Here is a 20697-nt window from a genome sequence, read left to right on the forward strand (position 1 = left end):
TTTACCCCAGCTTGACCTTGTCGACGCCGATCAGGCGATTGAAGATCAGGTAGAAGACGATCACCACGAACAGCAGGATCGAGGCGATCGCTGCGGCCAGACCCCAGTTGAGCGAGGTCTGCATGTGATAGGCGATGTAGTTGGTGATGAAGCGACCCGACTGGCCGCCCACCAGCGCCGGCGTGATGTAGTAGCCGATCGCCAGAATGAACACCAGGATGCCGCCCGCCGCGATTCCGGGAATGGTCAGCGGGAAGTAGACGCGCCGGAAACTCAACAAGGGCTTTCCACCCAGCGAGCGCGCCGCGCGCATGTAGCTCGGGGGAATGGTCTTCATCACCGAATAGAGCGGCAGGATCATGAACGGCAGCAAGATATGGGTCATCGCCACGATGGTGCCGACCTTGTTGTGAATCATCTGCCAGCGGGCTTCGTCGGCGATCATCCCGATGGCCACCATCATGTCGTTGAGCACGCCCTGCGACTGCAGAATGGCGATCCAGGTGGTGGTGCGCACCAGCAGCGAGGTCCAGAACGGTAGCAGCACCAGGATCATCAACAGATTGGAACGACGCAGCGGCAGCGTCGCTAGCAGATAAGCGATGGGATAGCCCAGCAGCAGCGTCAGCCCGGTGATCACCGCGCTCATCCAGAAAGTTCGCCAGAACAGCGCGACATGGATCTCCAGATGAGCGGGCACCTTGACGATCTCGCCCTCGGGGCTCACCTGGCGATCCACCGCCGCCAGATAGTAGGAAGGCGTGTAGGGACGCGCCTCGCGCTGGATCAGCCGCCAGGTGTCGAGTTCTCCCCAGGCGCGGTGTGCCTCCACCAGAGACTCGCGAAACGGCGGCTCGAGGTCGGCCGCGCGGCGTGCCGTGCGGCTGATCGCCGAGCGCATGCCCGACTTCTCGTAGTTGAGCCGGCTCGACAGCAGCCCCAGGTTGCGCTCCTCCTGCCCTTCGCGGAGATCTTCGACCAGGGCGGCAAAGGCGAGCTCCTCCGGCAGCGATTCGCCGTCCCAGCCCTTCAGGGCCTCGACGGTGCGTGACAGATGGGTGGAGACTTCGGGATTGTCGACGCTGCGCCACAGCATGTCGAAGATCGGCATCACGAAAGCGATGACCAAGAACGCCAGCAGCGGCGACACCAGCAGTAGCGCCTTGAGCTTCGAACGGCGCACGGCGCGACGCAGGCTCACCTTGAGCGGCACGCCGTCGGCGGTAGTCAGTGGTTCAGAGGACGAATGGGACACGCAGGCCTCTCCATCGAACGAAACGGCAATCGGGCTATGGGAGAGCCGCCGCCCGGCCAACCGGGCGGCGGCAAGGCCTTACTGGGCCAGCCAGGCGTCGAAGCGCTGGGTCAACTCGTCGCTGAAGTCGGCCCAGAAGAGATCGTCCTTCTGCAGGGCGGTCTCGAAGTTGGGCCCGTAGGTGGGCATGTGCTCTTCCATCTCGATGCCGGTCTCGGCATGAGTCGTCACATAGTCGGCGGACGATTTTCGCGCCGGTCCGTAGGAGATGTACTTGGCCTGGTCGGCCAACCGCTGCGTGTCGGTGGCGAAGTAAAGGTAGTCCTTCACCTTGTCGAGCTTGCCGGTGGGCACCACCCAGCCATCCAGTTCGAACACCTGGGCGTCCCAGATGATTTCGAAAGGCTGATCCTCGGTCACCATGGCGTTGAAGATTCGCCCATTGTAGGCCGAGGCGAAAGCGACCTCCTGGTCGGCCAGCAACTGCGGCGGCTGGGCACCCTCCTCCCACCAGATGACTTCGTCCTTGATGGTGTCGAGCTTGGCGAAGGCACGCTGGATGCCCTCTTCGGTCTCGAGCATGGCATAGACGTCATTGCGGTCGACGCCATCGGCGATCAGCGCCCACTCGAGGTTGTTGATCGGCTTGCGCAGCAGGGCACGCTTGCCGGGATAGTTCTCCAGGTCGAAGACGTCTTCGATGGTGCTCGGCTGCTGGTCTTCCGGGAACATCTCGGTGTTGTAGGCCACGATGTTGGAATAGACGATCGAGGCCACGAAGCAATCGTCCAGCCCCCCGTCGACGAAGTCTTCGCTGGGCGGCGTACCGTCCGGGGCATCGGCGAGCAGTTCATCGTGATCCAGCGGCTCGATCAGCCCTTCGTCGCAGGCGATCATGGCGTCTGCCGGCAGCATGTCGACGAGATCCCAGGTGACGTTGCCCGCCTGACTCTGGGCGCGCAGACCAGCCAGTGCATTGCCGCTACGATCGATGTTGACGATCTCGTCGCCGGTCTTCTCCATCCACGGTTTATCGTAGGCCTCGTGCTGACTCATGCTGTAGGCACCTCCCCAGGAGACGATGTTCAACGTCTCGGCCTGGGCCGTGGCCGACAGCCCCAGGGCACTCATGCCGACCAAAGCGACGGCCGTCCCCAGGGTTCCCTTGCGAAATGAACGAAGTGATGAATTCATGGAATTCTCCATTGTTGTTGTTGATGCGGTCGTTGCGGTGGTATCGCCTATCGGCGTTGCAGACCATCCCGGCCGCGTCGGTGGCCGGCGACGCGAACGAGCGTCGCCGGGCTGCACGATTATCCCCTTCGCCAGGTATCGTCAGGCATCCAGGGCGCGACAGTCCTGCCACGTCCAGCCGACGGTCACCGACTGCCCCGGTCGCAGCGGGGGATGTCCTTCGGCATTCGGGGTCTTGATGATGAATTCGTCGTTGCCGCACAGTGCGAGCCGCGTGCGCAGATGATCCCCCAGGTAGATCACTTCCTGCACGGTCCCCGTGAAGCAGTTGTCGAAGCGCTCGCCATCGCCGTCGTCCGCTTCCAGAAGCACCACCCTCTCCGGACGCAGCGACAGCGTGGTGCGCGAACCGATCCCTCCTGCCGCGACCGGCTTGGCGACGACGCGCTCTCCGCTGTCGAGCACGACCTCGCAGCGTTTGCCGAGATGCTCCACCACCTCGCCCATGAGGCGATTGTTCTCGCCGATGAAGCTGGCCACGAAGGCGTTCTCCGGCGATTCGTATAGGGTCTGAGGGCTCGCCAACTGCTGGACCACGCCATCGTTGAACACGGCGATGCGATCCGACATGGTCAGCGCTTCGGTCTGATCGTGGGTCACGTAGATCATGGTCACGCCGAGGCTGGCATGAATGCGCTTGATCTCGTACTGCATCTCTTCGCGCAGGTTCTTGTCCAGAGCGCCGAGCGGCTCGTCCATCAGCACCAGATCGGGCTCGAAGACCAGCGCGCGCGCCAGGGCCACGCGCTGCTGCTGGCCGCCGGAAAGCTGCGCCGGGCGACGGCTGCCGAAGCCCTCCAGACGCACCATGCCCAGTGCCCGATCGACCTTGCGGGCGATCTCTGACTTCGAGAGGTGACGCACCTCGAGCGGGAAGGCGAGATTCTCGGCCACGGTCATGTGGGGAAACAGCGCATAGTTCTGAAACACCATGCCGATGCCGCGCTTGTGGGGCGGCAAGCCGTTGATGGGCTGATCCTTGAGCAGGATGTCACCGTGGGTGGGAGTCTCGAAACCGGCCATCATCATCAGGCAGGTGGTCTTGCCCGACCCCGAGGGACCGAGCAGGGTGACGAATTCACCCCGCTGGATATCGAGGTTGAATCCTTTGACGACCAGTTCCACGCCGTCGTAGCTCTTCTGGACGTCGATGAAACGCGCAAAGCAGGTATCGACTTCTTGGGAAGACGCCGCGGGGGCGTCGGGGACGGCACTTTCGTTCATGCAAGCTTCCTGTTGACGACCGGTCGCTACGAGCATCGTTCCCCTGCGCAGTGCGCCAGGCCGCTTTGTCTTGTTCTAATTCAACGAAATCGACAGTAGTCTGATTGCCCATCACCTCGCAATCCTTGCAGGGTCCAACCAGCGTTGAATGGCAAGCCCGCAACCGCTCATGAAGTCGGCTATGCCCTCAGGCTCCAGAAAAGGGAGGCCATCATGTCGAATCGCCACGGCAAGGCCGATATCGTCGTCATCGGCGCCGGCATCGTCGGCCTGGCCACGGCCTGGGCACTGATCGAGCGGGGACGCGAAGTCACCGTGCTGGATCCGGGACCGCCGGGAGGGCAGGCCTCCTCCGGCAATGCGGCCACGCTCGCCGGCTATGCGGTGGAGCCGCTGGCCCATCCCGGCCTACTCACCCAGTTGCCGGCTCTGCTGTTGTCTCCCTCTTCGCCCTTCCACCTGCGCTGGCGCCACCTACCGCGCCTGGCACCCTGGCTGTGGCGCTTTCTCGCCGCAGCGACCCCCGCCCGAACCGCTGCCGCGACCCGAACCCTTCACCACCTGCTGGCCCCTGCCATGGACGACTGGCAGGCACTGCACGCGACGCTGGGCACCGGCACCTCGGCCACCGCCTTGCATCGACGCGGCGCACTCACGTTCTTTCGCCAGCGTCGCCATTGGCAAGCCGAACGCGACGCCTACATCGCTCGCGAGCGGCTGGGCATTCCCCAACGCTACCTGGACGCCCGGCAGGTCGCCGAGCTGGAACCCGCCCTGGAAGGCGTGGCACAAGGCGGCGTGCACTTTCTGGCCGCCGGCCATCTTGCCGACCCTCAGGCCCTGGCCACACGACTGGCAAGCCGCCTGGCGGAGCGCGGCGTCGACTTCCGCACGGCACGCGTCACCGGCCTCGACGGAGCCGGAGGGCGAGTGCGCATCGACAGCGATCTCGGCAGCTGGCTGGCCGAGCACGCCATCGTCGCGGCTGGCCCCTGGTCGGCGACGCTGGCTCGCTGCGCCGGCGACCGCATTCCCCTGGACGTCGAACGCGGCTATCACCTGGAATTTCCCGATGCCTCGACGCGCCTGTCGCGGCCTTGCAATCCGGCGGAAAACGCGTTCTACATGACCCCGCTGGCCGGACGGTTGCGCATCGCCGGCACCGTCGAGCTCGGCCATCCCCGCGATCCGGCCAACCCGCGCCGCCTGGCCTATCTGCGCCGTCACGGCGAGGCGCTCCTCGGGCCTCTCGGCCCAGCCAGCCACGAGTGGCTGGGACTGAGGCCGTCGTTGCCGGATTCGCTGCCAGTGATCGGACCCGCCCGCCTTCCGGGCGTCACCTACGCCTTCGGCCACGGCCATCTGGGACTGACCCTGGCGCCGACTACCGGTCGGCTGGTCGCCGAAAGTCTCTCCGGCGCGTCGCCGAGCTGGCTGGAGGCTTGCCACCCTCAGCGGTTCACACGCTAACCACCGGTGGTAAAAGGAGAAAAGTCGGCCTACGCTGTCGGCGTAACGGTGCGATTCCTGTATCATCGCGTTACAGCGCCTTCCAAGGCGGGAAAGCGTTGACGCCACCACTGGCGTGGATCGACGAGCTCGCCAAACTAAGATGAAGGGGCCGGCCTGCTTCGGGCCGTCTCTCGTTTCTCAGTATGCAAGGAGACGCAGACATGTACCGCAAGATCATGGTGCCGATCGATCTGGCACATCTCGACGTGCTCGAGCCATCTCTGGCCACCGTGGCCGACCTGGCTCGCCATTACGACGCGGAAATCTGCTATGTCGGCGTCACGGCGACTCAGCCAGGCAGCGTGGCCCGCACACCGGAAGAGTACCAGCAGAAGCTGGATGCCTTCGCCGACGAACGCGCCGCGGTGCACGGCCAGCCGGTGAGCACGCATGTCATCACCAGCCCCGATCCCATCGCCGACCTCGACGACCTGCTGATCGATGCCATCGACGATGTCGGCACCGATCTGGTGATCATGCCGACCCATCCACCCAAGCACCTGGACGTCCTGATGCCCTCGCATGGCGGCAAGGTCGCAACCCACACCGACGTGTCGGTCTTTCTGGTTCGCCCGGCGAAGCAGTGACTCGCCGGCTGCCGGGAAAGCCCCTAGACACGGCATCCTGACGAACTGAAGGGAGAACGCTCCATGGAAAAGAATCCCCAAGACGAAGGGCCCCAAGAGCAGGCTTCGGAAGGCATTCCGGCGCCAGAGGGGCCGGCCAACCTGATCGATACCGACTACGTGATCGGTCAGGACAACATCACCGCCAGCCCCATGGGCGTCAACCTGGACTTGCACGGCAAGGTATTCACCTTTTCCTCGCTGGTGATCCTCTTCTTCGTGATCATCACGCTGGCCCTGCAGGATCAGGTCGAACCCATCTACAACGGCATGTTCAGCTTCCTGACCGGCAACCTGGCCTGGTTCTTCCTGCTGGCCGCCAACATTTTCGTGATCCTCTCCGTGGTGCTGATCTTCACCCCACTGGGCAAGGTCCGCATCGGCGGCATGCACGCCAAGCCCGACTTCAGCTACCTGGGCTGGTTCTCGATGCTGTTCGCCGCCGGCATGGGCATCGGCCTGATGTTCTATGGGGTCTCCGAGCCGTTGACGCACTACGGCACCGCCATCGGCGGCACCGCCATGGAGAACGGCGCCCGCACCGACTGGGCACCGCTGGGCGCGGCCGAAGGCAATGAGTCGGGGGCCATCTCGTTGGGCATGGCCGCCACCATCTTCCACTGGGGCCTGCACCCCTGGGGCATCTATGCCGTGGTCGCGCTGGCCCTGGCCCTGTTCTCCTACAACAAGGGCCTGCCGCTGACCATGCGCTCGATCTTCTACCCCATCCTGGGGGAGCGCGTCTGGGGCTGGCCGGGGCACGTCATCGACATCCTGGCCGTCTTCGCCACCCTGTTCGGTCTCGCCACCTCACTGGGGCTCGGCGCGACCCAGGCCTCGGCGGGGCTCGGCTATCTGTTCGGGGTCCCCGAAACGAACACCACCATGGTGCTGCTGATCATGGGCATCACGGCGGTAGCCCTGGTTTCGATTCTGCTCGGCGTCGACAAGGGCGTGCAGCGGCTGTCGCAGCTCAACATGGTACTCGCCGCCCTGCTGCTGCTGTTCGTGATCTTCGTCGGTCCCACGCTGCTGATCGCCACGGGCATCTTCGAGAACCTGATCGCCTACGTCGTGAATCTGCCGGCGCTCTCCAACCCCTTCGGGCGTGAGGATGCCAACTTCACCCAGGGCTGGACGGCCTTCTACTGGGCCTGGTGGATCGCCTGGTCGCCCTTCGTGGGCATGTTCATCGCCCGAGTCAGCCGCGGGCGCAGCGTGCGTGAATTCCTGATCGCCGTGCTGCTGGTGCCGTCGGTCGTCTCGGTCATCTGGATGACCGCCTTCGGCGGTACCGCCATCGACCAGGTCGTCCGCGACGGTTTCGAAGGCGTTCAGGACGCAGCGCTCGAGCTGCAGCTGTTCGTGATGCTCGGCGAGCTGCCGCTCACCGCCATCACTTCCTTCGTCGGCATCGTGCTGGTGATGGTGTTCTTCATCACCTCGTCGGACTCCGGCTCACTGGTGATCGACTCCATCACCGCCGGCGGCAAGGTCGATGCGCCCAAACCGCAGCGCATCTTCTGGGCCGTCATCGAGGGGGCCGTTGCCATCGCCCTGCTGCTCGGAGGCGGGCTCACCGCGCTGCAGACGGCGGTGATCACCACCGGCCTGCCCTTCACGCTGGTGCTGCTGGCCGCCTGCTACGCCATCATCAAGGGGCTGGCCAGCGAGCCACGCGCCTGATTCCCTCTTTCGCTGCAACCCACGACAGGCGGCCTCTTGGTCGCCTGTCCTATTTGGACTCCCTCATTCTTCGGCATGAGGTGCGCCGCCAGGCGTCATGCGTATTCTGCTACGACTCTCGGCAACCGCCCTGGCGGGGCGATGCCGCTTCGGCCATAGTTTCACGATACTGCCACCCGCCCGGCAAGGAGCCCCCAAGCGCCGATGAAGGCCCCCGAAGACGCCTTTCGCCAGCTTGCCGATGGGTTAGGCAAGGCCGGCCTGCCCCAGCACCTGGAACGACTCGCCGAACAGCTCGCCTACTGGGACAGCGTCACTGGGCTTGCCAACCGCCGCCACTTCATGGAGCGCCTTGACGACGCCTGCCGTCAGGCACGCCGAACCGCCGGCTCGCTCGGCATGCTCTACATCGACCTGCACCGTTTCCGACAGATCAACGAAAGCCAGGGTCACGAGTGCGGCGACCGCTTGCTGGCTGCCGTCGCCGCGCGTTTCAGCGACGTCGTCGCCGCCGATGAGTTCATCGCCCGACTGGGCGGCGACGAGTTCGCCGTCCTCTGCGGGACCGCCAATCGAGTCCATCTCGAGGAAGCCGTGGCTCGGTACCGGCAAAGCCTGGCGTCGCCCATTCCCGTGGACGGCCGGCACTTCACCCTCTCGCTCAGCACCGGCGTGGCTCGCTTCCCACGGGATGCCGACGATGCTGGCGCACTGTTCCAGCACGCCAGCATCGCGCTCAACCATGCCAAGCGCGGCGGGCGCCGCACGCGCTTCTTCACCCGCCCCATGGCCGAGGCCATGCACCAGAAAGCGCGCCTGCAGGCGCGATTCCTCGAAGCCCTGCAGCACGAGCGGCTGACGCTGCACTATCAGCCCCAGTTCAGCCTGGCAAACGGTGAGCTGATCGGCGCCGAAGCGCTATGTCGCTGGCACGACGAGCTGTTGGGCTGGGTGAGCCCGGGCGAGTTCGTCGCCCTGGCGGAGAGCCAGGGATTGGCCAGCATCTTGGGCGACTGGGTGCTGGAGTCCGCCTGTCGCCAGCTGCAGCGCTGGGAGCAGGCTGGGACGCCCTTTCCGGGAAGGCTGTGCGTCAACGTCTCGGCCCAGCAGATGGACGACCCCCGGTTGGCCGGTCACGTGCAGCAGTTGGCGACCCGGATGCGTCCGGGCTTGCTGGGACTCGAACTCACCGAGAGCGGTTTGATACGCGATCCGGAGATGGCGGTGGGCATCACCCGCACCCTGTGCCGGGCCGGCATCGGCATGGCGATCGACGACTTCGGCACCGGCTACTCGTCGCTCGCCTATCTGAAGCGGTTCGCGGCCGACACCCTGAAGATCGACATGTCCTTCGTGCACGACATGCTCAAGAGCAGCCACGACCATGCCATCGTTGCCACCATCATCGCCATGGCCCACACCCTGGGCATGCAGACGGTGGCCGAAGGCGTGGAGAATGCCGATCAGGCCAATGCATTGCGCGCCCTGGGCTGCAGCGGCGTACAGGGTTTCCACTACGGCCGCCCGGTGGATGCCGCCACCTTTACCGCATGCTGGCTGACGCAACGCTCTTCCGTCACTTGAGCGGCCCGCTTCACGGCATGCGCCATTTCGTACCCTGCAGTTCCACTCAGGAGGCGGAAGCCGATGAGCCCTGCTCGGCAGTGACGCGGTTGCGTCCCTGGCATTTGGCGGCATACATCGCCCGGTCGGCGCGCACCATCAACGTATCCAGCGACAAGCCCGACTGGCTGGCGGCCACGCCGAAGCTCGCCGTCACGCGGCCGGCGTCGTCGAATTCATGGCTCTCGATGTGCTGCCGGATGCGTTCGGCCAGCTCCAGCGCTCCCTGCTGCGTGGTCTCTGGAGCCAGTATCAGGAACTCCTCGCCTCCCCAGCGGCCCAGGCGATCCGTCTCGCGAAGCCGCTCGTGGATACGGTTCCCCATGGTCTGCAATACGCTATCGCCAACGGCATGACCGAAACGATCGTTCACCGACTTGAAGTGATCGATGTCGAGCAGGATCAAGGCGTAGCGGAAGCCATGACGACGATGCAGGGCGTCGGCCTCACGCAGCAACTGCTGCATGCGATCGCGGTTGTAGAGACCGGTCAAGGCATCGTGGCTGGCGCGATACTCCAGTTCCTCGCGGGCCTGGATGCGCTCGTTGATGTCGCGCCAGACGGTATGCACGACCTCGCGACCTTCGATGGGAATCATCGTCAGTTGCACTTCCAGCCAGGTCGGCTTTCCGGTGCGCGTCAGATGAACCCACTCGAAGCGACACGATCCGACCTCACGGACCCGCTGGATCCATTCGACGGCCAGTTCCCAGGACGCTCGGCCATCGGGCTGGCGAGGCGGCGAAATCTCGGCGGGGTGCCGCTGCAGCAGTTGCTGCCTGTCGGGGTAGTCCAGCAGCTCTGCGGCGGCGGCATTGCAGTCGATGAAGCGTTCGCCATCCAACAGCAGGATGCCGTCGGCGCTGCGCTCGAAGAGCGCACGATAGGTACGGTGGCTCTCGGCCAGCTGCGACTGCGCCTGGCGCAGTGCGGTCAGTTCGACGAACAGGCTCAAGGTGAGGTCGCCGTGGCAGACGGCATGTACCAGAAAGATGCGGGTCTCGCCATCCTTGCAGCGAATGGGCGCCTCCAGCGGCTCGACCTCGCCCTGCCCCCGGGCGGCCTGCTCCAGGCGCTGGCGCCACAGCGCGGCCAGGCGTTCGCGCTCCTCGGCCTCCGGGTAGGCGAGCGGCCACCAGTGGCCGGCATCGGGGATCTCGTCGACCCCATAGCCGATGCATTGACGAAACTGGCGGTTGAGCAACACGACCCGCTTGTCGCCGCCCTGGGTGAGCAGCAGGGGCAGCGGAGCGCGCTCGAGAAGCTGCCACAGCCTTGCATGATCGAGATGTCGGTTCTGGCTATCCTGATCGCTCGCTGCCATGCATACCCCCGTCACCTGCCCTGGCAGCCAGTATGCCTGTCTCGGCCGCCTGGGGCGAGAAACACGGTCAACTCCATAGCTCGCCGATGGGGGTCTCGCGACGATAGTGGGTGGCGATCTGCGCCTGGAGCAGTTCCGCCGTGGCCAGGGCATCGATCAGCGCATGATGCCCCTGGTAGGCGGGCAGGCCATAGCGCAAGCGACTGTCATGCAGCCGGATCGACACCGGCGGGCGGCGTAGCCAGCGGCGAAAGCGAGCCCAGGGCGACAGGCGATGGCGACGCGCCTCCAACGACATGGTGTCGATCACCGGAAAGCGCAGCCCCTCGCCGAGGCGAGCCTTCACGGCGGTGTCGAGGAAGGGACGTTCGATATGGCGAAAATGCACCACCGCCAGTCGCCCAGCCATCAGTTCGAGGAGCTCGGGCAGGATGCGTTCCAGGTCAGGGGCCTCCGCCACCTCCGAATGGGTGATGTGATGGAAGATGACCGATTGGCTGGACAGCGGTCGCGGTGGACGTACCACCCAGTAACGGCGCTCGGCCAGACGCACGCGCGCCAGCGTGAAGGGGACCGCGCCGACGCTGACGATGGCATGGCGGCGAGTATCGAGCCCGGTGGTTTCCAGGTCGAGAGCCACCATTTCCACCTCGCCGATGGGCGTGTCGGCCGCTGGCACGCCGGCGGCAAAGTAGCGCGACAACAATGCCGAGCGCGACTCGCTGGCACGCTGCTCCAGGTATTCCGGCCAGCCAGGCGCGGCGACGTGGGACGAACGGCGCAGGATCGGCATGAAGCACCTGTCAGCGTGAACGGGAGGGCAGCGGATAACGATACTTGAGAAACTTCTGAGCGTTGCTCAACGCCTGGAAGGCATCCTTGAGGTTGTGACGTTCGCTATCCGCGACGTTTTCGGGCTCGATGTTGTTGTCCGGCTCGCGATCCTGCTGCAGATCGATGACCTGATGGCGAATCCGCGACATCGCGATCAGTTCCAGTGCGTAGCGCAGCTTGTCGCCGACGCCCGGCGCCAGCAGTTGGGTATTGCCGATGTCGTCGAGACGATCGAAGCTGTTCTGGGCACGCGAGCCACAGGCCAGGGCATGCACGCGGATCAGATCGATCAGGGGCGCCGTACCGCGCCTTTTGAGGTTGATCGAGTTATTGTGCTTGCCATCCTTTTCCATCACGAACGTCCGGAAGAATCCCAGCGGCGGCGTGCGGTTCAGGGCGTTGCGTGCCATGGCGGCGAGAAACAGCGGGCTCTTGGCCGCCTTGCCGGCCACCAGATCCTGCAGTTGCTCGACGTAGTCTTCCTCGCCGTAGACGCTGTCCAGATCGAAGAAGATCGAGCTGTGCAGCAGACGCTCGGGCGTCGGGTCGTCGATCCAGTCACGGAAGTAGTCCCGCCACACCGACAGCGGCTGACGCCACTTGGGGTTGGTGGCCATGACTCCGCCCTTGCAGTAGGTGTAGCCACAGGCGTGCAGCCCATCGCTGACCCGCTGCGCCAGCGCCAGGAAGTAGGCGTCGTGACGTTCGGGGTCGAAGTCGTCGGAAAGCACCAGGGCATTGTCCTGGTCGGTGACGATGGACTGCTCGTTGCGAGCCATGGAGCCATTGGCCATGAAGCAGTAGGGCACCGGTGGCGGGCCGAGTTCCTGCTCGGCCAGCTCCAGCAGGCGCCGCGTGAAACTGCGCCCGATCGTCGACAGCGCACTGCCGACCATTTGCGAGTTGGCGCCCTCCTCCACCATGCGCACGAAAGCGGCACGCACGTCGGGTTCCAGCTTGGCGAGCCCGGCCGCGCTCGACTGGTTGAAGATGTTGCTGACCAGGTACAGGCTGGAATGGGTCTCGTAGCGGATGATGTCGGAGAGATGCACGATGCCCACCGGCCGTCGGCGATACAGCACGGGCAGGTGATGGATGTTGTTGCGCAGCATGGTGAGCATCGCTTCGTGGACCGACTCATCGGACTGGATGGTGATCGGCGGCTTGCCCACCAGCTGGCCCACCGGGGTGTCGGGTGGGAGTCCCTCGGCCACCACTCGGGTGCGGAAATCGCTGTCGGTGAGGATGCCGCACATCTCCCAGGCCCGCTCCTCGCTGTCGGTGAAGCTGTAGCGAGGGTGCTCGCCGACGGCATCCAGCACCAGCGCCGCCGAGGCCTGCGCTGCGCCGATTTGACGAGCCGCCTCCTGCACCGTGGTCGTCGCCTCGACCATCACCGGATAGCGCGACAGCAGCTTGCGCACCCGGGTGATCATCATGTCGTTGGACTTCTTCTGATCCTCCACCGCCGCCTCGAGCCGGGGCCGACCGAGCTCGACGAAATCGGCGAAGTGCTCATCGGCTTCGCACAGCCGACGAAATACCGCCTCGGGGATGAAATAGATCAGGGTGTCTTCGAGCGCCGAGGCCGGAAAACGCACGCGATGGTTCCGCAGCAAGCTGAACTGGCCGAAGATATCGCCCTCGCCGAGCCGGTTGTAGAGGTCGCCGTTGCGCCGGTAGACCTCCACGGCCCCGCTGCGGATGTAGCAAAGTTCGTGAACTTCCTGATCCAGGGCGAGAATGACCGTTCCCGCCTTGAAGTAGCTCACCTCCACATGGCCGGCCACGTCATCCAGCCGCTCGTCGGAGAGGCTGTCGAAGGGGGGAAATTGCGCCATGTGCTGGCGAATCTCCAGCAGTTCCACGTCCATGCATCGCTCCGAGACCGTTTCGACCCGCATCGCGGTCAGTGTGTGGGCACGCCCACGGGCTGTAAAGTCTTGATCGGCGCCCAGACACAGCGAAGGCCACCCCGTGAGGTGGCCTTCGCGACGTCGGGCGAGAGCCTACGTCAGTTCATGATTCGCTGGCCATTTCCTGAACCCGCTGCATCATTTCCGGATCCTGCTGGATGGCCTGACCGATGGCATTGAAGGTATCCACGTCGAGACCGCTGTCCTCGACCACCTCGACCATCTTGTCGTTGGCTTCCATGCGCACATCCTGCTGAGCCTGTTCGTCCTCGGCCTCCTGCAGGCGCTCGGTGTAGTCCTGAGAGATGACGGCGATCTCCTGAGATGCATCGGCGAACTGCTGAAGCTGCTCGTCGGAGAAATCCTCGGCAGTGGCCTGCGGCTGCTGCGTCGCTGACGGATCCTGAGCCGGATCCTGTGACTGGTCCTGGGCATGCGCCTGAGCGCTCATGAGTCCGGCAGTGAGCAAGGCAGCCGAGAACAGTGCAGTCATCCGTGGCATGAATACCTCCAAGGGTTGCGTGTGTATGTGCGTCCCTGTGACGACGCTCGCATGGGGGGGTTCACACTTTTCGAGTAACGGAATGTAACAGCGTTTCGCATCTCATCCCCTTTTGCCCGCGGCGGGAACCCAGTATGGTCGACGTTTCGTTGCGACCGGAACCCTTCTGAGGCCATGCCACTACCTTCCTTCTCTTCCTTCTCCCCCAGCCGGCTCTGGCTCGCCAGCATGCCCGTGCTCTTCGTAGCCCTGTGGAGTACCGGCTTCATCGGGGCCAAGTTCGGCCTGCCCCATGCTGAACCCTTCACCTTCCTGTTCGTGCGCTTCGTGCTGACGCTGGCCTTGCTGCTGCCCCTGGCTGGCCTGCTCAAGGTCGACTGGCCCCGCGGCCTGCGCCTATGGGGGCACATCGGCATCTCGGGAATGCTGGTTCACGGCGCCTATCTCGGCGGCGTGTTCTATGGCATTCAGCTCGGTATGCCGGCGGGACTCGCCGCGCTGCTGGTGGGGCTGCAGCCCTTGCTGACCGCCGCCCTGGCCCGACCCTTGCTGGGCGAGCGCCTCGCCCCGTTGCAATGGGCCGGACTGGCATTGGGGCTGACCGGCATCACCCTGGTGCTGGGCAGCAAGCTCGACCCCGGCGGAGCGCTGTTCCAGGGTTTCGGCCTCGGCGCCCTGACCAGCGTCATGGTGGCACTGGCCGGCATCTCGCTCGGCACGCTCTACCAGAAGCGCTACTGCACGGGCATGCCGCTGCTCACGGGTACCGCGGTGCAATACCTGGCCGCCGGTATCCTGCTGGGCCTCGGGGCGCTGTTCTTCGAGGAACGCAACATCGAGTGGACGCCCACCTTTCTGCTAACCCTGCTGTGGCTGGTACTGGTGCTGTCGATCAGTGCCATCCTGCTGCTGATGGCGCTGATCAAGCGCGGCGAGGCCTCGCGCGTGGCCAGCCTGTTCTATCTGGTGCCGCCGGTGACGGCGCTGGAAGCGTGGTGGCTGTTCGACGAACGCCTGCCGATGATCGGACTGGTCGGCATGGCGGTGACCATTGCCGGCGTGGTTCTGACGGCGCGCGGCCGGCGCTAGCGAACGAGGCGTTCGAGATAAGCCATGCCGCCGAGGTTGTGCATCTGCTGGCGAATCCAGGCGCTGCGCCGCTGCACGTAAGGGTCGGGCCGGGCCGCGTCCCAGCCGCGCGGATTGGGCAGGATCGCCGCCAGCCGGCTGGCCTGCACTTCACTGAGCCGGTCGGCGGAGACGCCGAAATAGTGCTGGGCGGCGGCTTCCAGACCGAACACGCCGCTGTCCCATTCGACGATGTTGAGGTAGACCTCGAGCACGCGCTGCTTGGGCCACAGCGTCTCGATGAGCAGGGTGAACCAGGCCTCCAGTCCCTTGCGCACCCAACTGCGCCCGGTCCACAGAAAGAGGTTCTTGGCGGTCTGCTGGCTGATGGTACTGGCACCGCGCAAGCGCATCCCGTCACGGCTCGCCTCCCAGGCGCGGCGAATCTCGACCAGGTCGAACCCGCGGTGCTCGGGAAAGCGTTGATCCTCGGCGGCCATCACCGCGAGCTTGGCATGCCCGGATAGCTGTTCCCAGGGCCGCCACTGGTGACGTATCGGCAGCGTTTCGCCGGCCAGCCAAGCTTGCACCTTGCGCTCCATCATGACCATGGAGCCGTAGGCCGGCACTTCGCGTAGCAGCAGCACCAGCAACAGCGAGAGTGCCGCGAACCCGACGGCGATCAGGGCGAGGACTCGCAGCAGACGGCGCACGAGTGCTTCCAGCAGCCTCCGCAGCGTCGTCATGACGCCCCGCCGTTCAGCGTGACGACATCCCCGCGCCGCCACTTATGGAGGCAGCGTTCAGCGACGGGAGAGGTGCTCGGCATGATAGCGCAGGTGGTCCTCGATGAAGCTGGCAATGAAGAAGTAGCTGTGATCATAGCCCGGCTGGCGGCGCAGCGTCAGTGGGTGATCGTGCTCGGCGCATACCGCTTCGAGCCGCTCGGGACATAGCTGCTCTTCGAGGAAGTCGTCGGAGTCGCCCTGGTCGACGAACAACCTCTGGCTGGAAGCCCCCTTGGCCACCAGCTCGCAAGCGTCGTACTGGGTCCAGACGCCGGGATCGTCGCCCAGGTACTCGGTGAAGGCCTTCCTGCCCCAGGGACACTGGGTAGGATTGACGACCGGCGCGAAGGCCGACACCGAGCGGTAATGCCCGGGGCGTCGCAGCGCCATCACCAGGGCGCCGTGCCCTCCCATGGAGTGGCCGCTGATCGCCTCGCGGCCGTTCACCGGAAAATGCTGGCGAACCACCGAGGGCAGCTCTTCGGCCACGTAATCGTACATGCGGTAGTGGCGCTTCCAGGGCTCGCGGGTCGCATTGACATAGAAGCCCGCTCCCGATCCCAGGTCGTAACTGTCGTGCTCGCCCGGCAGGTCGGTGCCGCGCGGACTGGTATCGGGACACAGAATGGCGAGACCCAGTTCGGCAGCCAGGCGATGCGCCCCGGCCTTCTGCATGAAGTTCTCGTCGGTGCAGGTCAACCCCGATAGCCACCACAGCAGCGGCACTCGCTCCGTCTCGGCCTGGGGCGGCAGATAGATGGCGAACACCATCTCGCAGTCCAGCGCTCGGGAACGATGGCGATAGCGCTTGTGCCAACCGCCGAAGCTCTTGTTGGCCGATACCAGCTCGAGGTTTTCCGTCATGGTCATTGGGCAATCTCCCGGATGGCCGACGCGTGCCGACCACCCCTGATCGAATGTCGAGGGCAACGCCAGGCATTCGGCGCCGGACGCTCAGTAGTGAAGGACGGTGCGAATGCTCTTGCCGGCATGCAGCAGATCGAAGGCCTCGTTGATCTGCTCGAAGGGCAGGTCGTGGGTGATGAAATCGTCGATGTTGATCTCGCCGGCCATGTACTGGTCCACGTAGCCGGGCAACTGCGAGCGTCCCTTGACGCCGCCGAAGGCCGATCCCTTCCACACCCGACCGGTGACCAGCTGGAACGGCCGCGTGCTGATCTCCTCGCCGGCCCCGGCCACGCCGATGATCACCGATTCGCCCCATCCCTTGTGGCAGCACTCCAGCGCCTGACGCATGACGTTGACGTTGCCGATGCATTCGAAGGAGTAGTCGACGCCGCCGTCGGTGAGATCGACGATCACCTGCTGGATGGGGTCGCCGTAGTCGTTGGGGTTGACGAAGTCGGTGGCACCGAACTGCTCGGCGAGCGTGAACTTGTCGGGATTGACGTCGATGGCGATGATGCGGCTGGCCTTGGCCATCACCGCCCCCTGGATCACCGCCAGGCCGATGGCGCCCAGGCCGAACACGGCCACGGTCGAGCCCGGTTCCACCTTGGCGGTGTTCATCACCGCACCGATGCCGGTGGTCACCCCGCAGCCGAGCAGGCAGATCTTGTCCAGCGGGGCCTGCTTGGACACCACCGCCAGCGACACCTCGGGCAGCACCGTGTATTCGCTGAAGGTGGAGCAGCCCATGTAGTGGTGCAGCATCGTGCCATCGTGCGAGAAGCGCGAGGTACCGTCAGGCATCACGCCCTTGCCCTGGGTGGCGCGCACCGCCCCGCACAGGTTGGTCTTGCCGGAGAGGCAGAACCTGCACTGGCCGCATTCGGCCGTGTAGAGCGGGATCACATGGTCGCCGGGCTTGACGCTGGTGACGCCCTCGCCGACCTCCTCGACGACGCCGGCACCCTCATGCCCCAGCACCGCCGGGAAGTTGCCTTCCGGATCGGCGCCGGAGAGCGTGTACGCATCGGTATGACAGACGCTGGTGGCGGCGATGCGCACCAGCACTTCACCGGCCTTGGGGCCTTCCACGTCGATTTCGGTGAGCGTGAGCGGCTGGCCTGCTTCCAACGCAATGGCGGCGCGTGACTTCATGGCGACCTCCTCGTCGATTGCATGTCTCGTATGGACTGTCAGTCTAGGCGACCTTGCCAGCGCGACGAAACTGAAACAGACTCACAACATTATTTCCGCTGAGCAACAATCCAACTCGGAGACACCATGTCCCGCTGGGATGGAATCGAAGCCTTCGTAGAGGTGGTACGTCTCGGCACCTTCGCCGCCGCAGCGCGCCGACTCCAGGTCTCCAACTCCCACGTCAGCCGCCAGGTCGCCCAGCTCGAGCAGCAGTTGGGCGTACCCTTGCTCTATCGTACCACGCGCCAGATCCGCCTCACCGACGCCGGCGAGAGCTACTACGCTCGGTGCCGGACTCTTCTGGACGGCTTCCGGGATGCCGAGTCCACCCTTCAGGAACGGCAGAACCGCCCCCATGGCGTGCTGCGCCTGAGTTCGGCAACCACCTTCGGCGAGCGTTTCATCGCCCCCTTGGTCAACGACTTCCTGTGCCTGCATCCGCAGCTGGAAATGCGCCTGCACCTCACCAATCGTCAGGTGGACATCATCGACGAGGGCTACGATATCGCCATCCGCATGGGCACCCTGCAGGACTCCTCGCTGGTCGCGCGACGCCTCGGCGAGCGCCGCGAGTTCGTGGTGGCCGCTCCCGACTACTTCACCCGCGTCTCCCAACCCCACGCCCTGGCCGAGCTGGCCCACCACCGCTGCCTGATCGGTACGCGGGAACTGTGGCGCTTCGACGTCGAAGGGGTGCATCGCGACGTGCGCGTCCATGGACCCTGGCAAGCCAATTCGGGCTCGGCGCTGCTGGATGCGGCGCTCAAGGGACTGGGGCTCGCCCAGCTACCCGACTACTATGTGGCCCCCTTCCTCGCCCGGGGCGAGCTGCTCTCGGTACTCGATGCCTTCCAGTGCCGCGACACCGGAGTCTGGGCGGTGATGCCACACCACCGCCAGCACGCCCCCAAGGTGCGTCAATTCGTCGACTTCCTGGTCGAGCACCTGCCAGCGCGGCTGGCGGAGGCCACCGCCGGCTCCCCACTCTGAGCCGCGCCCATGGAAAAAAGGCGCCTCGCAAGGCGCCCGTCAGTGACCGCACCGGCCGTCATTTGAAATTCTTGCGCACGATTTTCAGCGCCTCGCCGACGATGCCGCTGCGGAAACTCAGCACGCAGATCACGAAGATCAGGCCGAGGATCGGGCTGACCCAGTTGCCCAGCGGCGACTGCGCCAGCATGTGCTGCAGGCTGACCACCAGGCCGGCCCCCACCAACGGCCCGAACAGCGTGCCCACGCCGCCCAGCAGGGTCATCAGGATCACCTCGCCGGACATGTGCCAATGAGCGTCGGTCAGCGAAGCGAGCTGGAAGACCACCGTCTTGGTGGAGCCCGCCAGGCCCGCCAGCCCGGCGGAGAGCACGAAGGCCAGCAGCTTGTAGGCGTCGACGTTGTAGCCCAGCGACACCGCCCTCGGCTCGTTCTCGCGAATGGCCTTGAGTACCTGGCCATAGGGCGAGTGCACGGCCCGCTGGATGATGGCGAAGCCGATCAGGAACACCGCGAACACGAAGTAGTACATCGCCAGATTGCTATCCAGGTCGAAGAGACCGAACAGCTCGCCGCGCGGCACGCCGTGCAGGCCGTCCTCGCCGCCGGTGAACGGCGCCTGGATGAAGACGAAGAACATCAGTTGGGCCAGCGCCAGCGTGACCATGGCGAAGTAGATGCCCTGGCGGCGTATGGCGAGCACGCCGAACACCGCGCCCAGCGCCACGGCGGCGGCTGTCCCGGTGAGGATGCCCATCTCCGGCGTGAGGGCGGGATAGCTCGACAGCAGGAACCCCGTCACGTAACCGCCGGTGGCCAGGAAGGCCGCATGACCGAAGGAGAGCAGGCCAGCGTAGCCGAGCAGCAGGTTGAAGGCGCAGGCGAACAGCGCGAAGCACAGCACCTTCATCAGGAAGACCGGGTAGGCCAGGAACGGAGCCACCAGCCCCACGGCCAACAGCGCCAGATAGAACAGATTGCGGCGCTGGGAAGCTCGCCGGGCGCGCTCCATGGCCGGGGTGAGAGTTTGTGTCGTGGCCATCGTCATGCCTCCTTGCCGAACAGGCCGGCGGGTCGCAGCATCAGCACCAGGATCATCACCAGGAAGATCACGGTGTTGGCCGCTTCGGGGTAATACACCTTGGTGAGGCCTTCGATCAGCCCCATCCCCAGGCCGGTGAGAACCGCCCCCAGGATCGAGCCCATGCCGCCGATCACCACCACGGCGAAGACCACGATCAACAGGTTGGAGCCCATGGTGGGCGACACCGGATAGAGCGGCGCGGCCAGCACGCCGGCGAAAGCCGCGAGCGCCACGCCGAAACCGTAGGTGAGGGTGATCAGCTGCGGCACGTTGACGCCGAATGCCTGCATCAGTGCCGGGTTCTCGGTGCCCGCACGCAGGTAGGCGCCGAGCCGGGTGCGCTCGATCACGTACCAGGTGCCCAGACACACCACCAGTGCCGCCACCAGCACCCAGGCACGATAGGTGGGCAGGAACATGAAGCCGAGCTGCAGCCCCCCTTGCAGCGCTTCCGGCGTGGGATAGCGAGCGCCGGAAACGCCGAAGACGTTGACCAGCGAACCTTCGAAGATCAGCGCCAGACCGAAGGTGAGCAGCAAGCCATAGAGATGATCGAGATGGCCGATGCGACGCAGCAGCAATCGCTCGATCACCATGCCCAGCGCACCCACGACCAGCGGTGCCAGCAACAGCGCCGCCCAGTAACCGATGCCCAGGTATTGCATGCCCAGAAGGGTGGCGAAGGCACCGAGCATGTACATGGCCCCGTGGGCGAAGTTGACGATCTTCAGCAGGCCGAAGATCACCGCCAGGCCCAGGCTCAGCAGGGCGTAGAAGGCGCCGTTGATCAGGCCCAGCATGAGCTGGCCCATGAACACCGCCACCGGCACGCCGAATATCATCGTCATGTCAGATTCTCCTCGCCGTCAGAGGGGCGGCGGCTCGCGCCGCCGCCGGATCTCGCA

General features: G+C 65.1%; 18 protein-coding genes. 6 read left to right on the forward strand and 12 right to left on the reverse strand.

Features of this window, described 5'->3' with window-relative positions:
- Position 1: 1 nt before the first annotated feature.
- The 3 genes from BLP96_RS07665 to BLP96_RS07675 all read right to left on the reverse strand — a co-directional run bounded on the left by BLP96_RS07665 (position 2) and on the right by BLP96_RS07675 (position 3733).
- The gene (locus tag BLP96_RS07665) at positions 2–1255 is read right to left on the reverse strand and encodes an ABC transporter permease (protein WP_089684783.1); all 1254 of its coding nucleotides are present in this window, start codon (positions 1253–1255) and stop codon (positions 2–4) included.
- A gap of 78 nt (positions 1256–1333) precedes the next feature.
- Positions 1334–2449, reverse strand: a complete 1116-nt coding sequence (locus BLP96_RS07670; protein ID WP_089684785.1) for an extracellular solute-binding protein — start codon at positions 2447–2449, stop codon at positions 1334–1336.
- A 141-nt stretch (positions 2450–2590) separates the two neighbouring features.
- The gene (locus BLP96_RS07675; RefSeq protein ID WP_089684788.1) at positions 2591–3733 is read right to left on the reverse strand and encodes an ABC transporter ATP-binding protein; all 1143 of its coding nucleotides are present in this window, start codon (positions 3731–3733) and stop codon (positions 2591–2593) included.
- 213 nt (positions 3734–3946) lie between these two features.
- Between BLP96_RS07675 and BLP96_RS07680 the strand changes: the two genes are divergently transcribed.
- The 4 genes from BLP96_RS07680 to BLP96_RS07695 all read left to right on the forward strand — a co-directional run bounded on the left by BLP96_RS07680 (position 3947) and on the right by BLP96_RS07695 (position 9141).
- Positions 3947–5203 carry an NAD(P)/FAD-dependent oxidoreductase gene (locus BLP96_RS07680; protein ID WP_089684790.1) on the forward strand — a complete coding sequence of 419 codons (1257 nt, stop codon included), beginning with the start codon at positions 3947–3949 and terminating at the stop codon, positions 5201–5203.
- Positions 5204–5406: 203 nt separating this feature from the next.
- The gene (locus tag BLP96_RS07685; protein WP_089684792.1) at positions 5407–5832 is read left to right on the forward strand and encodes a universal stress protein; all 426 of its coding nucleotides are present in this window, start codon (positions 5407–5409) and stop codon (positions 5830–5832) included.
- Positions 5833–5895: 63 nt separating this feature from the next.
- The gene (locus BLP96_RS07690) at positions 5896–7557 is read left to right on the forward strand and encodes a BCCT family transporter (protein WP_089684794.1); all 1662 of its coding nucleotides are present in this window, start codon (positions 5896–5898) and stop codon (positions 7555–7557) included.
- 204 nt (positions 7558–7761) lie between these two features.
- Complete coding sequence (locus BLP96_RS07695; RefSeq protein ID WP_089684796.1) at positions 7762–9141, forward strand: putative bifunctional diguanylate cyclase/phosphodiesterase; 1380 nt, start codon at positions 7762–7764, stop codon at positions 9139–9141.
- A 46-nt stretch (positions 9142–9187) separates the two neighbouring features.
- On the opposite strand, the gene BLP96_RS07700 is transcribed toward BLP96_RS07695, so the two are convergent.
- The 4 genes from BLP96_RS07700 to BLP96_RS07715 form a co-directional block, all read right to left on the reverse strand.
- Positions 9188–10504 carry a sensor domain-containing diguanylate cyclase gene (locus BLP96_RS07700; RefSeq protein WP_176761485.1) on the reverse strand — a complete coding sequence of 439 codons (1317 nt, stop codon included), beginning with the start codon at positions 10502–10504 and terminating at the stop codon, positions 9188–9190.
- A 67-nt stretch (positions 10505–10571) separates the two neighbouring features.
- Complete coding sequence (locus BLP96_RS07705; RefSeq protein WP_089684800.1) at positions 10572–11297, reverse strand: 3'-5' exonuclease; 726 nt, start codon at positions 11295–11297, stop codon at positions 10572–10574.
- A gap of 10 nt (positions 11298–11307) precedes the next feature.
- Positions 11308–13212 (reverse strand): DUF294 nucleotidyltransferase-like domain-containing protein, encoded by a 1905-nt coding sequence (locus BLP96_RS07710; protein ID WP_089684802.1) that lies wholly within the window; start codon positions 13210–13212, stop codon positions 11308–11310.
- A gap of 145 nt (positions 13213–13357) precedes the next feature.
- Complete coding sequence (locus BLP96_RS07715) at positions 13358–13756, reverse strand: DUF4168 domain-containing protein (protein WP_089684803.1); 399 nt, start codon at positions 13754–13756, stop codon at positions 13358–13360.
- A 174-nt stretch (positions 13757–13930) separates the two neighbouring features.
- Here BLP96_RS07715 and BLP96_RS07720 point away from each other — a divergent pair, with 174 nt between their 5' ends.
- Entirely contained in the window at positions 13931–14845 is a 915-nt protein-coding gene (locus BLP96_RS07720) for a DMT family transporter (RefSeq protein WP_089684805.1), read from the forward strand.
- On the opposite strand, the gene mtgA is transcribed toward BLP96_RS07720, so the two are convergent.
- From mtgA to BLP96_RS07735, 3 genes are all read right to left on the reverse strand, one after another.
- The gene (gene mtgA, locus BLP96_RS07725) at positions 14842–15570 is read right to left on the reverse strand and encodes a monofunctional biosynthetic peptidoglycan transglycosylase (RefSeq protein WP_089684806.1); all 729 of its coding nucleotides are present in this window, start codon (positions 15568–15570) and stop codon (positions 14842–14844) included. The two genes, BLP96_RS07720 and mtgA, sit on opposite strands and share 4 nt — an antisense overlap.
- Before the next feature lie 57 nt (positions 15571–15627).
- On the reverse strand, positions 15628–16482 hold the full coding sequence (gene fghA, locus BLP96_RS07730) for an S-formylglutathione hydrolase (RefSeq protein WP_089684808.1): 855 nt from the start codon (positions 16480–16482) through the stop codon (positions 15628–15630).
- Positions 16483–16566: 84 nt separating this feature from the next.
- Complete coding sequence (locus BLP96_RS07735) at positions 16567–17676, reverse strand: S-(hydroxymethyl)glutathione dehydrogenase/class III alcohol dehydrogenase (RefSeq protein ID WP_089684811.1); 1110 nt, start codon at positions 17674–17676, stop codon at positions 16567–16569.
- Positions 17677–17802: 126 nt separating this feature from the next.
- Here BLP96_RS07735 and BLP96_RS07740 point away from each other — a divergent pair, with 126 nt between their 5' ends.
- Positions 17803–18708 (forward strand): LysR family transcriptional regulator, encoded by a 906-nt coding sequence (locus BLP96_RS07740; protein WP_089684813.1) that lies wholly within the window; start codon positions 17803–17805, stop codon positions 18706–18708.
- Positions 18709–18766: 58 nt separating this feature from the next.
- On the opposite strand, the gene BLP96_RS07745 is transcribed toward BLP96_RS07740, so the two are convergent.
- Both BLP96_RS07745 and BLP96_RS07750 read right to left on the reverse strand, forming a co-directional pair.
- Positions 18767–19750 (reverse strand): branched-chain amino acid ABC transporter permease, encoded by a 984-nt coding sequence (locus BLP96_RS07745; protein WP_089684815.1) that lies wholly within the window; start codon positions 19748–19750, stop codon positions 18767–18769.
- A gap of 2 nt (positions 19751–19752) precedes the next feature.
- Positions 19753–20640, reverse strand: a complete 888-nt coding sequence (locus BLP96_RS07750; RefSeq protein WP_089684816.1) for a branched-chain amino acid ABC transporter permease — start codon at positions 20638–20640, stop codon at positions 19753–19755.
- Between the last annotated feature and the right edge of the window lie 57 nt (positions 20641–20697).

Origin of the sequence: Billgrantia gudaonensis (genome assembly GCF_900100195.1) — a bacterium.
Taxonomy (GTDB): Bacteria; Pseudomonadota; Gammaproteobacteria; order Pseudomonadales; family Halomonadaceae; genus Halomonas; species Halomonas gudaonensis.